General features: G+C 71.5%; 12 protein-coding genes. 11 read left to right on the plus strand and 1 reads right to left on the minus strand.

The annotated features are described in order from the left end of the window. Nucleotides 1-45: 45 nt before the first annotated feature. Both ACFV6D_RS14545 and ACFV6D_RS14550 read left to right on the plus strand, forming a co-directional pair. Entirely contained in the window at nucleotides 46-1404 is a 1359-nt protein-coding gene (locus ACFV6D_RS14545; RefSeq protein ID WP_063347659.1) for an aspartate aminotransferase family protein, read from the plus strand. A gap of 68 nt (nucleotides 1405-1472) precedes the next feature. Further along, nucleotides 1473-2672, plus strand: a complete 1200-nt coding sequence (locus ACFV6D_RS14550) for a spermidine/putrescine ABC transporter substrate-binding protein (protein WP_063347658.1) — start codon at nucleotides 1473-1475, stop codon at nucleotides 2670-2672. Between the two features lie 32 nt (nucleotides 2673-2704). Here the strand turns inward: ACFV6D_RS14550 and ACFV6D_RS14555 are convergent, their stop codons facing one another. Beyond that, on the minus strand, nucleotides 2705-4360 hold the full coding sequence (locus tag ACFV6D_RS14555) for a PucR family transcriptional regulator (RefSeq protein WP_063347657.1): 1656 nt from the start codon (nucleotides 4358-4360) through the stop codon (nucleotides 2705-2707). A 356-nt stretch (nucleotides 4361-4716) separates the two neighbouring features. Here ACFV6D_RS14555 and ACFV6D_RS14560 point away from each other — a divergent pair, with 356 nt between their 5' ends. The 9 genes from ACFV6D_RS14560 to ACFV6D_RS14600 all read left to right on the plus strand — a co-directional run bounded on the left by ACFV6D_RS14560 (nucleotide 4717) and on the right by ACFV6D_RS14600 (nucleotide 15238). Then, entirely contained in the window at nucleotides 4717-6228 is a 1512-nt protein-coding gene (locus tag ACFV6D_RS14560) for a gamma-aminobutyraldehyde dehydrogenase (protein ID WP_380559891.1), read from the plus strand. A gap of 68 nt (nucleotides 6229-6296) precedes the next feature. Continuing rightward, the gene (locus ACFV6D_RS14565; RefSeq protein WP_063347655.1) at nucleotides 6297-7547 is read left to right on the plus strand and encodes a spermidine/putrescine ABC transporter substrate-binding protein; all 1251 of its coding nucleotides are present in this window, start codon (nucleotides 6297-6299) and stop codon (nucleotides 7545-7547) included. A gap of 47 nt (nucleotides 7548-7594) precedes the next feature. Then, nucleotides 7595-8737: an ABC transporter ATP-binding protein gene (locus tag ACFV6D_RS14570; RefSeq protein ID WP_380340579.1), complete on the plus strand. Its 1143-nt coding sequence runs from the start codon at nucleotides 7595-7597 to the stop codon at nucleotides 8735-8737. Further along, entirely contained in the window at nucleotides 8734-9663 is a 930-nt protein-coding gene (locus ACFV6D_RS14575; RefSeq protein ID WP_063347653.1) for an ABC transporter permease, read from the plus strand. Before ACFV6D_RS14570 ends, ACFV6D_RS14575 begins: the two co-directional genes overlap by 4 nt. Further along, a complete protein-coding gene (locus ACFV6D_RS14580; RefSeq protein WP_063347652.1) occupies nucleotides 9663-10466 on the plus strand; it encodes an ABC transporter permease in 804 nt (267 codons plus the stop codon). Before ACFV6D_RS14575 ends, ACFV6D_RS14580 begins: the two co-directional genes overlap by 1 nt. A 63-nt stretch (nucleotides 10467-10529) precedes the next feature. Then, entirely contained in the window at nucleotides 10530-11924 is a 1395-nt protein-coding gene (locus tag ACFV6D_RS14585) for an NAD(P)/FAD-dependent oxidoreductase (protein WP_380377494.1), read from the plus strand. Nucleotides 11925-12105: 181 nt separating this feature from the next. After that, nucleotides 12106-12537: a hypothetical protein gene (locus ACFV6D_RS14590; RefSeq protein ID WP_063347650.1), complete on the plus strand. Its 432-nt coding sequence runs from the start codon at nucleotides 12106-12108 to the stop codon at nucleotides 12535-12537. Nucleotides 12538-12608: 71 nt separating this feature from the next. Next, nucleotides 12609-13409 carry a hypothetical protein gene (locus ACFV6D_RS14595; protein WP_380559893.1) on the plus strand — a complete coding sequence of 267 codons (801 nt, stop codon included), beginning with the start codon at nucleotides 12609-12611 and terminating at the stop codon, nucleotides 13407-13409. A 305-nt stretch (nucleotides 13410-13714) separates the two neighbouring features. Beyond that, nucleotides 13715-15238, plus strand: a complete 1524-nt coding sequence (locus ACFV6D_RS14600; RefSeq protein WP_350882849.1) for a CoA-acylating methylmalonate-semialdehyde dehydrogenase — start codon at nucleotides 13715-13717, stop codon at nucleotides 15236-15238. The last annotated feature ends 319 nt before the right edge of the window (nucleotides 15239-15557 follow it).

Genomic DNA, 15557 nt, shown 5'->3' on the forward strand with positions numbered 1-15557 from the left:
AGATGAAACTGCACTTCGGGGCCGCGACTCCCTAGCCTTACCGGCATGAGCATCCCCACCGCTGACTCAGCCGCCGGCCAGGCGGTCAAGGCCGCCGACCGCGCGCACGTCTTCCACTCGTGGTCCGCCCAGGCGCTGATCGACCCCCTCGCGGTGGCCGGCGCCGAGGGCTCGTACTTCTGGGACTACGACGGCAACCGCTACCTCGACTTCTCCTCGCAGCTGGTCAACACCAACATCGGCCACCAGCACCCGAAGGTGGTCGCCGCGATCCAGGAGCAGGCGGCGAAGCTCTGCACCATCGCCCCCGGCTTCGCGGTCGAGGCGCGCAGCGAGGCCGCCCGGCTGATCGCCGAGCGCACCCCCGGTGACCTCGACAAGATCTTCTTCACCAACGGCGGCGCCGAGGCGGTCGAGAACGCCGTCCGGCTGGCCCGGCTGCACACCGGCCGGCAGAAGGTCATGTCCGCCTACCGCTCGTACCACGGCGCCACCGCCAACGCGATCGCCCTCACCGGCGACCCGCGGCGCTGGGCCAACGAGACCGGCGTCTCCGGCGTGGTGCACTTCTGGGGCCCGTACGCCTACCGCTCCAACTTCCACGCCGAGAACGAGGCGCAGGAGTGCGAGCGCGCGCTGGAGCACCTGGAGCAGGTGATCGCCTTCGAGGGCCCCGGGACGATCGCGGCGATCATCCTGGAGACCGTGGTCGGCACCGCGGGCATCCTGATCCCGCCGGCGGGCTACCTGGCCGGGGTGCGGGAGATCTGCGACCGCTTCGGCATCGTGTTCATCCTCGACGAGGTGATGGCCGGCTTCGGCCGCACCGGCGAGTGGTTCGCCGCCGACCACTGGGGCGTCACCCCGGACCTGCTGACCTTCGCCAAGGGCGTCAACTCGGGCTACGTCCCGCTGGGCGGCGTGGCGATCAGCGCCGAGATCGCCGCCACCTTCGCCGAGCGGGCGTTCCCGGGCGGGCTCACCTACTCCGGCCACCCGCTGGCCTGCGCCTCGGCCGTCGCCACCATCACCGCCATGGCGGAGGAGGGCATCGTCGAGAACGCCAAGCACATCGGCGAGACCGTGCTCGGCCCCGGCCTGCGGGAGCTGGCCGAGCGGCACCCCTCGATCGGCGAGGTCCGCGGCCTCGGCGTGTTCTGGGCGCTCGACCTGGTGAAGGACCGCGGGACCCGCGAGCCGCTGGTCCCGTACAACGCGGCCGGCCCCGCCAACGCGCCGATGGCCGAGCTGGCCGCCGCCTGCAAGCAGCGCGGGCTCTGGCCGTTCGTCAACATGAACCGCCTCCACGTCGTCCCGCCGTGCACCGTCACCGAGGAGGAGGCCAAGACCGGTCTCGCGGTGCTCGACGAGGTGCTGTCGCTCGCCGACGCGCACACCGTCTGACGTACCGACCGGACGGCCCCGGGTGTCGCGCACGCCCGGGGCCGTCCCACGCTCCGGAGGCCTTCCCCATGCCCAGCAGCACCACCCCGACCCGCCCCCACAACTCCCGTACGATCCGCCGGCGTTCGGTGCTCGGCGGGGCCGCGCTGCTCGGCGCCGGCACGCTGACCGGCTGCGGCATCCCGTCCGCGTACGTCGCCGAGGACCGCCGCTCGGTCCAGGACCGCTCGGACCGCGAGCAGCGGCTCGCCTTCTCCAACTGGACCCAGTACATCGACACCGACGACCAGGGCCACCGGCCGACCCTGGACGCCTTCACCGAGCGGACCGGCATCGCGGTCACCTACACCGAGGACATCAACGACAACGACGAGTTCTTCGGAAAGATCAGCCCGGTGCTCACCCAGGGCGCCGACCCCGGCCGGGACCTCATGGTGGTCAGCGACTGGATGGCCGGCCGGTACGTCTCGCTCGGCTGGGTGCAGGCCATGGACCGGGCCAACCTGCCCAACGTCACCGCCAACCTGGACCCGCAGCTCGCCGACCCGGCCTTCGACCCCGGGCGCCGGCGCAGCGTGCCCTGGCAGTCCGGGATCACCGGCATCGCGTACAACCGCAAGGCGCTCGGCCGGGAGCTGAAGTCGACCGCGGACCTCTGGGCGCCCGATCTCAAGGGCCGGGTCACCCTGTTCGCCGGGCTGGACGAGGCGCTCGGGCTGCTGATGCTCGCCCAGGGTGCGGACGTCTCCCGGTTCGGCGAGGACGACGCGCACCGGGCGATGGACACCGTGCAGAAGATGGTCGACACCGGCCACATCCGCCGCTTCACCGGCAACGACTACACCAGCGACCTCGCCTCCGGTGCCGCCGTCGCCTGCCAGGCCTACTCCGGCGACGCCGTCCAACTGACCGCCCAGAACCCGGACATCGAGTTCGTGGTGCCGCAGGAGGGCGGCGAGCTGTGGGCGGAGAGCCTGATGATCCCCAACCGGGCCCGGCACAAGCGCAACGCCGAGCTGCTGATCGACCACTACTACCAGCCCGAGGTGGCCGCCGAACTCGCCGCCTTCGTCCAGTACATCTGCCCGGTGCCGGCCGCCCGCGAGGTGCTGGCGGCCAGCGGCGACAAGGACAAGGCCGAACTGGCGGAGAACCCGCTGCTCTTCCCGACCGACGAGATGCGCGCCCGGCTGCACACCATGCGCGACGTCACCTCGGCGGAGCGGCCCGAACTGCACAAGGTCTGGGGGCGCATCACCGGCGTGTAGGCCACCGGCGGTCAGCGGTCAGCGGTCGGCGGTCAGCGGCGGACGGCGTCCAGGGCGAGCAGCGCCACGTGCAGGGAGAGGCAGGACTCCACCTGGTCGAGGTCGACGCCGAGGATCCGCTCGACCTTGTGCAGGCGGTCGTAGAAGGACGGCCGGGACAGGTGCGCGGCGTCGGCCGCCGCCGACTTGTTCCGGCCCTGCTCCAGGTAGATCCGCAGCATCTGCACCAACTGGCCGTTGTGCTCGGCGTCGTGGGCCAGCAGCGGGCCCAGCTCCCGCTCCACGTAGGTCTGCAGCCGGGCGTCGTCGCGCAGCAGGTGGAGCAGGCCGCGCAGCCGGACGTCCGGCAGCCGGTAGTACGAGGCGGCCCGGCCGCCGGGCGCGTCGTGCAGGGCCGCGTCGGCGACCTGGGTGGCCTCCAGCAGGGTGCGCCGGGCGTCCCGGACGGAGCCGACCGAGGATCCGACCGCGACCACCGGGGCCGGTGCGGCGGCGGCGTCGTCCCGGCCGGCCTCGGCCGACATCCGGCGCAGCGTGGCCGAGAAGGCGTCCAGGGCGGCGTGCTCGTCCTGCTGGGTGCCGAGCGTGATCAGCACGCCGACGCCCTCGTCGTCCAGCGCGCCGACCAGGGCGGAGAGCCGGCAGGCCCGGACGGCTCCCGCGGCGAGCTCGGTGAAGTCGCGCAGCCGGGCCTGCGCCTCCAGGGCGGCCGGGATCGGGCCGCGCCGCTGCCGCAGCACCACTCCGACCAGTCGGCGGCCCTCCAGCGGGACGCCGAGCGCCTGGGCGCGCAGGGCCACCTCGGAGACGGTCAGCGCGTGGGTGAGGATGCCGGACAGCAGGGTGCGGTGGGTCTGCCGCTCCAGGCTCTCCCGGTCGCGTACCACCAGCCGGTTGAGCGCCAGAGCGGAGGCGCCGCGTTCCAGAAGCATGGTGTGCGGGTGGGCCTCGTTCTCGGGCAGCGGGCCCGGATCCTGCACCAGCACGAGTCGGCCCCAGTCCTGGCCGCGGGCGCCGACCGTGGTCACCAGCCAGCCGCTGCGCGGGTCGTGCCCGGTGCGGCCGGGCGGGCGGACCCCGCGGGAGCGGCGCTCCCAGTCCTCCAGCAGTTCGACCTCCGGGCGGCCGGCGGTGTCGTGGGCGAGCACCTGGTGCGCGAGGTTCTCCAGGACGACCGGCGCGCCCGCCATCCGGGCCACCTGGCGGATCACCTCGGGCGGCTCGGCGCCCTCCACCACCAGCTCGTTGAACACCTGGTGGACGGCCTCGGAGACGCGCAGCTGCTCCAGCTGGGCGTTGACCACCAGCGCGTGCACGGCCTCGGTGACGGCGACGAAGCGCAGCTCGCGGCGGAGCGTGATCAGTGGCAGGCCGCGCTGTTCGGCGGCGTGCACCAGGGCGCGGGGCAGCGAGTCGAAGTAGCGCCGGCCGTACTCGACGACCAGTCCGGCGACCCCCACCTCGTCCAGTTCGCGGACGTAGCGGGCCAGGCCCTCGCGGTCGTCGGGCAGCGCGATGCCGGTGGTGAGCACCAGTTCGCCGCCCTGGAGCATCCCGGCGACGTCGGGCAGTTCGCTCACGTGGACCCAGCGGACCGGCCGCTCCAGGTGGTCGGCGCCGGCGACGACCTGGGGCAGGCCGCGCCGCATCACCTCCAGGTCGAGCACGCGGGCGACGGTGGGGAGCATCGCGGGCCTCCAGGGCCTTGAGGGACCAGAGTGTCAGGTAAATCATCCATCGCGGCGACGACCTGTCGCCCTCGGTGAACCCTTGCACCCTGTAAGGCCCTACCCACCGAGGTTGTCGGAGTGACCCTTGTCACGCCGGGGCGGCACCGGGCATGGTCAGCGGGTCGGCTGTGGCGAAAAACAGACCTCACGCCGGAATCCATCGCGTTGCCGGAATGCAACAGCGGAATCCCTTGTCCGGAGTCCGCCGGACTGCCAGGATCGCGCAACCCCGGTGATCAGCCGGTCGGATTCCCCCACCGCACAACCGTGAGAATCGCCGTGGCAGTCGACCCACCGGCACTTGGAGGAACCAGATGGACCTGACCGACTTCGGCGCGGGCGCGCAGTACATCGCGGGCCGTCAGACCCGGGGGAGCGGCGAGCCCTTCCAGGTCGTCAACCCCGCAGACGGCAGCGTGGTCGAGCAGGTCGCCCTGGCCACCACCGGCGAGGTCGACGCGGCCGTGGCCGCCGCGAAGGCGGCCCTGCCCGGCTGGTCCCGCGCCACCCCCGGCGCCCGCTCCGAGGCGCTGACCGCACTGGCCGCCGTCCTGACCTCGGCGAGCGCCGACCTCGCCCGGGTGGAGACCGCGCAGACCGGCAAGCCGGTCAAGCTGGCCACCGAGTTCGACGTCCCCGGCACCATCGACAACGTGGCGTTCTTCGCCGGCGCCGCCCGCAACCTGGAGGGCAAGGCGGCCGGCGAGTACTCCGGCGACCACACCTCCTACGTGCGCCGCGAGGCGATCGGCGTGGTCGGCTCGATCTCGCCGTGGAACTACCCGCTGCAGATGGCCGCCTGGAAGGTCCTGCCGGCGATCGCGGCGGGCAACACCATCGTGCTCAAGCCGTCCGAGCTGACCCCGCTCACCTCGCTGATGTTCGCCCGGGCCTGCACCGAGGCGGGCATCCCCGACGGCGTGGTCAACGTGGTCACCGGCGCCGGACGCACCACCGGCGAGCACCTGGTCGCGCACCCGGACGTCGCCATGGTGTCCTTCACCGGCTCCACCTCGGTCGGCCGCAGGGTCGCCGAACTCGCCACCGCGAGCGTCAAGCGCACCCACCTGGAGCTCGGCGGCAAGGCCCCGTTCGTGGTCTTCGACGACGCCGACCTCGACGCCGCCGTGCACGGCGCGGTCGCCGCCTCGCTGATCAACGGCGGCCAGGACTGCACCGCCGCCACCCGCGCGTACGTCCAGCGCCCGCTGTACGACGCGTTCGTGGCCGGCGTGGCCGAGCTGTACGCCGCGATCCGGATCGGCGACCCGCTCAACCCGCACACCGACCTCGGCCCGCTGGTCTCGTACACCCACCGGGACCGGGTGGCCGGCTTCGTCGAACGCGCCCGCTCCTACGCCACCGTGGTCACCGGCGGCCGCGCGCCGGAGAAGGGCCACGACGGCACCGACCTCACCCGCGGCGCGTACTACGCGCCCACCCTGATCACCGGCGCCGCCCAGGACAGCGAGGTGGTCCAGGGCGAGATCTTCGGCCCGGTGCTCGTCGTGCTGCCCTTCGACACCGACGACGAGGGCCTGCGGCTGGCCAACGACACCCCCTACGGCCTGGCCGCCTCCGCCTGGACGGGCAACGTGCACCGCTCGCTGCGCGCCACCCGGGAGATCGCGGCCGGGTGCGTCTGGGTCAACGACCACATCCCGATCATCAGCGAGATGCCGCACGGCGGCTACAAGGCGTCCGGCTACGGCAAGGACATGTCCCAGTACTCGCTGGACGAGTACACCCAGGTCAAGCACGTCATGTTCGACACCACCGCGGTGGCCCGCAAGGACTGGCACCGCACCGTCTTCGGAGACAGATAACCCCTGCCCAGGGGCGCCGCCCCCCAGGGCGCCCCGATTCGACCTCTTACCCCCAGGAGGCCCGTTCCATGGCGTTCAACGAGTTCACCGACGGTCTGCCCGAACCGGTCCGCAAGGCCTGGGAACGCAGCCTGACCAGCGGCCGGGCCGCGATCGGCCGCCGCACCCTGCTGCGGGCCGCCGCGCTGACCGCCGGTGCGGGCACGCTGGCCGCCTGCGGGATCCCGGCGGCCAGGACCGTCGGCGGCGACTCGACCGCCAACGCCGCCAAGGACCTCTCGGACACCGAGAAGGTGGTCAACTTCTCCAACTGGCCGCTGTACATCGACACCGACGAGAAGGACAAGGAGAAGCACGGCACCCTGGACGCCTTCACCGCGGCCACCGGCGTCAAGGTCAGGTACAACGAGGACGTCAACGACAACGTCGAGTTCTTCGGCAAGGTCAAGCCGCAGCTCGCGGCCGGCCAGGACACCGGCCGCGACCTGATGGTCCTCACCGACTGGATGGCCGCCCGGATGATCCGGCTCGGCTGGGCGCAGAAGCTCAACCCGGCGAACGTCACCACCGCGATCACCACCATCGACTCCCGCTTCCGCGCCCCCGACTGGGACCCGGGCCGGCTGTACTCCTACCCGTGGGCCGGCATCCAGGTCGTCATCGCCTACAACAAGAAGGCGACCAAGGGGAAGGAGGTCACCAGCGTCTCCCAACTGCTGGACGACCCCGACCTCAAGGGCCGGGTCACCTTCCTCTCCGAGATGCGCGACAGCATCGGGATCACCCTGCTGGACCTGGGCAAGGACCCGGCGAAGTTCACCGCCGACGACTACGACGCCGCCGTCGCCCGGCTGCAGAAGGGCGTCGACAGCAAGCAGATCCGCCGCTTCACCGGCAACGACTACGGCCAGGAGCTGTCCTCCGGTGACATCGCGGCCTGCGTCGCCTGGGGCGGTGACCTGATCCAACTGCGCGCCGACAACCCGGACATCGAGTTCGTCATCCCGGAGAAGGGCTACGTCTCCTCGACGGACAACATGCTGATCCCGGCCCGGGCGCAGCACAAGGCGAACGCGGAAAAGCTGATCGACTTCTACTATCAGCCGAAGATCGCGGCGCAGCTGGTCGCGGGCATCGGCTTCGTCTCCGCCGTCACCGGGATGAAGGACGAACTCGCCGCCCTCGCCCCGGACAGCGCGGCCAACCCGCTGGTCGTACCCACCCCCGAGATGGCGGCCAAGTCGCACGTGTTCCGCACCCTCACCGAGACCGAGGAGAGCGACTTCGAGCAGAAGTTCTCCAAGCTCATCGGCGCTTGACCCCCCACGCGCGGCCCACTCCCGGCAGAGAACCCAGGAAGACACCCATGACAGACCAGCAGCGCGACGCGGCCGCCGGCGGCGACGTCCGCCTCACCGGCATCGGCAAGACCTACGGCGCCTTCACCGCCGTCCACCCGCTCGACCTCACCGTCCCGCAGGGCTCCTTCTTCGCCCTGCTCGGCGCCTCCGGCTGCGGCAAGACCACCACCCTGCGCATGATCGCCGGCCTGGAGGAGCCCACCAGCGGCACCGTCCTGATCGGCGGCCAGGACGTCACCGCCCTGCCCCCGTACAAGCGGCCGGTGAACACCGTCTTCCAGAGCTACGCGCTCTTCCCGCACCTCGACATCTTCGAGAACGTCGCCTTCGGCCTGCGCCGCCGCGGCCGCAAGGACGTCAAGAAGCAGGTCGAGGAGATGCTGGAGCTGGTCGAACTCGGCCAGTACGCCCGGCGCAAGCCGCACCAGCTCTCCGGCGGCCAGCAGCAGCGCGTCGCCGTCGCCCGCGCCCTGATCAACCACCCGCAGGTGCTGCTCCTCGACGAGCCGCTCGGCGCACTCGACCTCAAACTCCGCCGCCAGATGCAGCTGGAGCTCAAGCGGATCCAGACCGAGGTCGGCATCACCTTCGTGCACGTCACCCACGACCAGGAGGAGGCCATGACGATGGCCGACACCATCGCGGTGATGAACGGCGGCCGGGTCGAGCAACTGGGCGCCCCCGCCGAGCTGTACGAGAACCCCGCCACCACCTTCGTGGCCAACTTCCTCGGCCAGTCCAACCTGCTGCCCGCCGAGGTCACCGGCACCGACGGCGGCGACCTGCTGCTCACCGCGGCCGGCGTCCGCCTCGCCGTGCCCAAGGCGCGCTGCGCCACCGAGGCCAGGCAGGTCCACCTGGGCGTGCGCCCGGAGAAGATCACCATCGCGCACGCCTCCGCCGAGGTCGCCGACGGCCGCAACCGGCTGGCCGGCACCGTCCTCGACTCCAGCTTCATCGGCGTCTCCACCCAGTACGTGGTGCGCACCGACGGCGGCCAGGAGGTCACCGTCTTCGAGCAGAACATGGAGCGCGACGCCCGGATCGTCCCCGGCGCGCCCGTCCTGCTGCACTGGAACCCGGCGCACTCCTTCGCCCTGGACGCCGCGCAGGCGATCGACGCGGGCACCGCGGAGGAGGCCGCATGACCACCACCACCCCGGCCGCTCCGTCACAGGTCATACCGCTCGCGGAACCGGCACGGAAGCCGAAGCGCAAGCTCACCGCGTACTGGCTGCTGCTGCCCGGCATCGCCTGGCTCGTCGTCTTCTTCGCCGTCCCGATGGTCTACCAGGCGTCCACCTCGCTGCAGACCGGCTCGCTCGAAGCGGGCTTCAAGGTCACCTGGCACCTCGCGACCTACTGGGACGCCCTGGTCGAGTACAAGTGGCACTTCGTCCGCTCGTTCTCCTACGCGGGCATCGCCACCGTGCTCTGCCTGGCCGTCGGCTACCCGCTCGCGTACACGATCGCCTTCAAGGCCGGCAAGCGCTGGCGCAACGTCATCCTGATCCTGGTCATCGCGCCGTTCTTCACCAGCTTCCTGATCCGCACGCTGGCCTGGAAGACCATCCTGTCCGACGGCGGGCCGGTGGTCGGGGTGCTCAACACCCTGCACGTCCTGGACGTCACCAACGCGCTCGGCCTCACCTCCGGCGACCGGGTGCTCGCCACGCCGCTCGCCGTGGTCTGCGGTCTCACCTACAACTTCCTGCCGTTCATGATCCTGCCGCTGTACACCTCGCTGGAGCGGATCGACCCCCGCCTGCACGAGGCGGCCGGCGACCTGTACGCCCGGCCGTTCACCACCTTCCGCAAGGTCACCTTCCCGATCTCGCTGCCCGGGGTGGTCGCCGGCACCCTGCTCACCTTCATCCCGGCCTCCGGCGACTACATCAACGCCCAGCTGCTGGGCTCGCCGAGCGAGCAGATGGTCGGCAACGGCATCCAGAAGCAGTTCCTGAACGTGCTCGACTACCCCACGGCTGCCGCACTGAGCTTCATCCTGATGGCCCTGATCCTGGGCATGGTGACGGTCTACATGCGCAAGGCCGGGACGGAGGAACTGGTCTGATGTCCCGGATTACCAAGTGGATACGCGCCCACCTGGTGGTGCTGGCCGGCGTGCTGGCCCTCGCCTACCTGGTGCTGCCCAACCTGGTGGTGCTCGCCTTCTCGTTCAACAAGCCGGTCGGCAAGTTCAACTACGAGTGGAACGAGTTCTCCACCGACGCCTGGACCAACCCCTGCGGCGTGGCCGACATGTGCCAGTCGCTCTCGCTCAGCCTGCAGATCGCGGTGCTCGCCACCATCGGCGCCACCGTGCTCGGCACCATGGTCGCCTTCGCGCTGGCCCGCTACCGCTTCCGCGGCCGCTCGGCCACCACCGCGATGATCTTCCTGCCGATGGCCATGCCCGAGGTGGTCATGGCCGCCTCGCTCGGGACCCTGTTCCTCAACATGCGCATCCCGTTCGGCTTCACCACCATCCTCATCGCGCACATCATGTTCTGCCTCAGCTTCGTGGTGACGGCCGTCAAGGCCCGCGTGATGAGCATGGACCCGAGGCTCGAACAGGCCGCCCAGGACCTCTACGCGACCCCCACCCAGACCTTCCTGCGGGTCACCCTGCCGCTGGCCGCCCCCGGCATCGCGGCGGGAGCGCTGCTCAGCTTCGCGCTCTCCTTCGACGACTTCATCATCACCCAGTTCAACTCGGGCCCGACCACGGTCACCTTCCCGATGTTCGTCTGGGGCGCGTCGCAGCGCGGCATCCCGGTACAGGTCAACGTCATCGGCACCGCGATGTTCATCGCCGCCGTCGCGCTGACCGTCGCCGGCCAGTGGCTGGGCAACCGCCGGAAGGCCACCGCCTGACGTACGGTCGGGTGTGGTGGCCGAACAAACCATCGCCTAAGTACAGAAAGTGGCTGATAATGCATGGACTCCGCCCGCGCACTCAGTGACGCCAGGCCCACCCCCTTCTGGCTGGAGGATCCGGGCCGGCCGGCGGCACTGCCCGCCCTGGTCGGCGACACCACCTGCGACCTGCTGGTCGTCGGCGGCGGCTACTCCGGCCTCTGGACCGCCCTCATCGCCAAGGAACGCGACCCCTCGCTGGACGTCGTGCTGGTCGAGGGCAACGAGGTCGGGTGGGCCGCGTCCGGGCGCAACGGCGGATTCTGCGCGGCCAGCCTCACCCACGGCTTCGGCAACGGCCTGCAACGCTGGCCCGCCGAACTCGCCCAGCTGGAACGCCTCGGTGCCGCCAACCTGGACGGCATCGAGGCCACCCTCAAGCGCTACGGCATCGACGCCGAGTGGGAGCGCACCGGCGAGATCGACGTCGCCACCCAGCCGCACCAGGTCGAGGAACTCCACGAGATCGCCGAGGCCGTCGCCCGGTACGGCTTCGACATCACCGTCCTGGACGCCGACGAGCTGCGCGCCGAGGTCGACTCGCCGACCTTCCTCGGCGGCCTCTGGGACAAGGAGGGCGTGGCGATGGTCCACCCCGCCAAGCTCGCCTGGGGCCTGCGGGACGCCTGCCTCGGCCAGGGCGTGCGGATCTTCGAGCACACCCGGGCCACCGACCTGCGGGAGTACGGCAGCGGCATGGCCGTCCGCACCCCGTACGGACGGGTCTTCGCCCGGCGCGTCGCACTCGGCACCAACGTGTTCCCGTCGCTGGTCAAGAGGGTCCGGCCGTACATCGTGCCGGTGTACGACTACGCGCTGATGACCGAGCCGCTCAGCGACGAGCAGCTCGCCGCGATCGGCTGGCGCGGCCGGCAGGGACTCGGCGACAGCGCCAACAAGTTCCACTACTTCCGGCTCTCCGCCGACAACCGGATCCTGTGGGGCGGCTACGACGCCGTCTACCACTACGGCGGCCGCGTCCGGCACGAGTACGACCAGCGGCCGGAGACCTTCCGTACGCTGGCGAACCACTTCTTCCGCTGCTTCCCGCAGCTGGAGGGCCTGCGGTTCACCCACGCCTGGGGCGGCGCCATCGACACCTGCAGCCGGTTCTCGGCGTTCTTCGACACCGCCTACCGGGGCAAGGTCGCGTACGCGGCCGGGTACACCGGGCTCGGCGTCGGCGCGACGCGCTTCGGCGCCGAGGTGATGCTCGACCTGCTGTCCGGCGAGCGCACCGAGCGCACCTCGCTGGACATGGTGCGCAGCAAGCCGCTGCCGTTCCCGCCCGAGCCGGTGCGCTGGGCCGGGATCGAGATCACCACCCGCTCGCTGGAGCGCGCGGACCGCAACGGCGGCCACCGCAACCTCTGGCTGCGCACGCTCGACCGCATGGGGCTCGGCTTCGACAGTTGACCTCGTTGTCCGTGAGCTGACCTCGCCATCCGTGCCATCCCTGCTATCCGTGTTATCCGTGCTATCCGTGTAAGAGAGACCCGCCGTCCGCCTCTCCTTGGTGACGGCGGGTCTCGGTCTCCCCGCCGCGTCCCGACCAGGACGACCCGACCGGAACCAGCGGCGAGAAGCGGGGACAGACATGGAGAGCACCGGACTGCACTGGCTCGCTCAGGTGGCAGCGGACCCGGAGGCCTTCCGGGAGCAATGGGAGCGCACCGGGCTGGGGCTGATGCTGCTACCGGCCGGCCGCCGCTGGGACGTCCTCTCCGTCCCCGGACGGCTCGGGCGCCCGGCCCTGGAGATCCTGGACCCCGGCTCCTGCGGCCCCGTCCTCACCGACTTCGGGGACGAACACGTCAGCTTCCTGGTCCCCGTCGGCACCGCCGCCCGCTGGATCGGGACGGGCGTGCGCAGCGCGGGGGAGGGCACCTGGATCGTCGTCCCGCACCCCGAGCGCCGCAGCCGCGGGGTGCGCTGGCTCGTCCCGCCCGACGGCTCCGGACGGCTCAACGACCCGGTGCTGCTGGAGCTCGCCCTGCACGAGGCCGCGGCCGGGCTCAGCGGCTGGTGATCGCCCGCCCCGGGCTCCGGGCCCAGGGCAGCGGTGGCGCGCGGGGCGGGCGGTCGCGTCAGACTGGAAACGTGACCACCGCCCCGGACGCCGTCGACGCGCCCCTTCGACCGGGCCACACCCAGCTGCGCCTCGCCGCACTGGCGGCCCCCGTCTGCGACCGGTACGGGCTCGCCCTGGCCGGTGGGCACGCGCTGCGCGCCCACGGTGTCGCGGCCTGCCCGCAGGACGGACTCACCCTGGTGACCGGCGGGGCCGACCTGCCGGAGGTGGCCGCCGCGCTGGGCGAGGCCTACCGCGCGGCCGGCGGCGGGGTCGCCGAACGCCCGGGCACGCCGCGGCTGGAGCAGCTCACCGTCCGGCTCGCGCTCGGCGGGCGGTCGCACTCGGTGGAGCTGCGGAAGGAGCCGCTGGCGCACCGGCCGGTGCGCTTCGACCTCGCCGCGCCCCCGCCCGGCGAACCGGCGGCGGTCCTGCCGGTGGCGCTGCCGGTCGTCCTGCCAGTTGTGCTGCCGGTCGTCGCCCTGGAGGACGCCGCCGCGCTCACCACCGCGCTGCTGGTGGACCGTGGCATGCCGCGGGACCTGGTCGACGTGCACGCCCTCACCGACTGCTACCGGGAGGGCGAACTCATCGCGCTGGCAGGCGAATTGGACGCGGACTTCCAGCCCGCGGCGCTCGCCGACCGGCTGGAGACGCTGGCCGAGGCGGCGGACGGCCGGTTCCGGGCCCGGGGTGTCGCGGCACGCGCGGTCGGCGGGCTGAAGCGGTGGGCGCTCGCCTGGGCCCAGGACCTGCGGCTGGACCTGCTGGAGACCCAGGAGGCGGCCGACGGTCTGTACGACCCGTACCTGGAGGACGAGGAGTCCTGAACGCGGGGTGGCGGCGCTTCGTCCTCGCGCGTTCGTCCTGGCGCGTTCGTCTTGCGGGGTCGTCTTTGCGGGTCCGGCTTCACACGTTCGTTCGTGCCCCCTCACGCATTCGGCCGAGCAACCGGACGACCTGTAAGGCTGAATCCGCGATCCCCGTCAGCCTGTTCGTTGAGGCCTGGCGCGGCGGGCACCAGACTGGAGACGAACGCGGTAGCCCCGTGAATCCCGTCGCCCGGCCCACTCGCGGGCGGCGCCAGACAGGACCGGCGGCAGGACGCCGCCCGGGACTTCGGAGGCAGACGGACTTGAGCAAGCACATCACTCACTGGATCGGCGGCGAGCCCGTCGCCACCGCCGGCGCGGCGCCCCGCCGCGGTGACATCTTCGACCCGGCCACCGGCCAGGTCGCCGGCCAGGTCGACTTCGCCGGGATCGCCGAGGTCGACCAGGCCGTGGCCGCCGCCGCCTCGGCCTTCGCCGAGTGGCGCACCGCCTCGGTCGCCAAGCGCACCACCGTGCTGTTCGCCTTCCGCGAGCTGCTGAACGCCCGCCGCGACGAGCTGGCCGCGATCATCGTGTCCGAGCACGGCAAGGTCCACTCCGATGCGCTCGGCGAGATCGCCCGCGGCCTGGAGGTCGTCGAGTACGCCTGCGGCATCCCGCAGCTCGTCAAGGGCGGCTTCACCGAGCAGGCGTCCACCGGCGTCGACGTCTACTCGATCCGCCAGCCGCTCGGCCCGGTCGCGATCATCTCGCCGTTCAACTTCCCGGCCATGGTGCCGATGTGGTTCTTCCCGCTCGCCATCGCGGCCGGCAACACCGTCGTCCTGAAGCCCTCGGAGAAGGACCCGTCCGCCGCCAACTTCCTCGCCGGGCTGTGGAAGGAGGCAGGCCTGCCGGACGGCGTCTTCAACGTCGTGCACGGCGACAAGGCCGCCGTGGACCGCCTGCTGGAGCACCCGGACGTCAAGTCCGTCAGCTTCGTCGGCTCCACCCCGATCGCCCGCTACGTCTACGAGACCGGTACGCGCTACGGCAAGCGCGTGCAGGCCCTGGGCGGCGCCAAGAACCACATGCTGGTCCTGCCCGACGCCGACCTCGACCTGGCCGCCGACGCCGCCGTCAACGCGGGCTTCGGCGCGGCCGGCGAGCGCTGCATGGCCGTGTCCGTCCTGGTCGCGGTCGACCCGATCGGCGACGAGCTGGTCGACAAGATCAAGCAGCGGATCGCCACCCTGAAGGTCGGCCCCGGCTGCAACGGCGACTCCGAGATGGGCCCGCTGGTCACCGGCCAGCACCGCGACAAGGTCACCTCCTACGTCGAGTCCGGTGTCGCCGACGGCGCCGAGCTCGCCGTGGACGGCCGCAAGCACCCGGTCACCGCCGAGGACGAGAACGGCGCCCCGACCTCGGACGGCTTCTGGCTCGGCCCCACGCTGTTCGACCACGTGAAGCCGGGCATGTCCGTCTACAACGACGAGATCTTCGGCCCGATCCTCTCCGTCGTGCGCGTCGCCTCCTACGACGAGGGCCTGGCACTGATCAACGCCAACCCGTACGGCAACGGCACCGCCCTCTTCACCAACGACGGCGGCGCGGCCCGGCGCTTCCAGTTCGAGGTGGAGGTCGGCATGGTCGGCATCAACGTGCCGATCCCGGTCCCGGTCGCCTACTACTCCTTCGGCGGGTGGAAGGCCTCCCTGTTCGGCGACGCCCACGCGTACGGTCCGGACGGCGTGCAGTTCTTCACCCGCGGCAAGGCCGTGACCCAGCGCTGGCTGGACCCCTCGCACGGCGGCATCAACCTCGGGTTCCCCACCAACAGCTGATCCCCCCGCCCCGCGGTCGTGCCGGCCGGACCCCTCTCCCCGGGGTCCGGCCGGCCCTTTGCACCCCGTTTGCATCCGGTCGCGATCACGCGTAGAGTTCTTCGAGCTGCCTGGCTGGGAGCACCGGACACGCATCTCTGCGCGGACGGTCCCGGGGTAGCCAATCCTTTTGAAACACCATTTCCTGGTTCGGGCTGGGTCGCGTCTTGTCGCGGCTTGGTTCTTATTCGGCGTGTTCGTTTTATTGGATTGCGGCCGATTCGCTTTTCGGAGCGGGGATCGGCTAGAGTTTGAAACGTCGGACGGGGCGTCAAGCCGC

Source organism: Kitasatospora sp. NPDC059812 (genome assembly GCF_042732075.1).
Lineage (GTDB): Bacteria > Actinomycetota > Actinomycetes > Streptomycetales > Streptomycetaceae > Kitasatospora.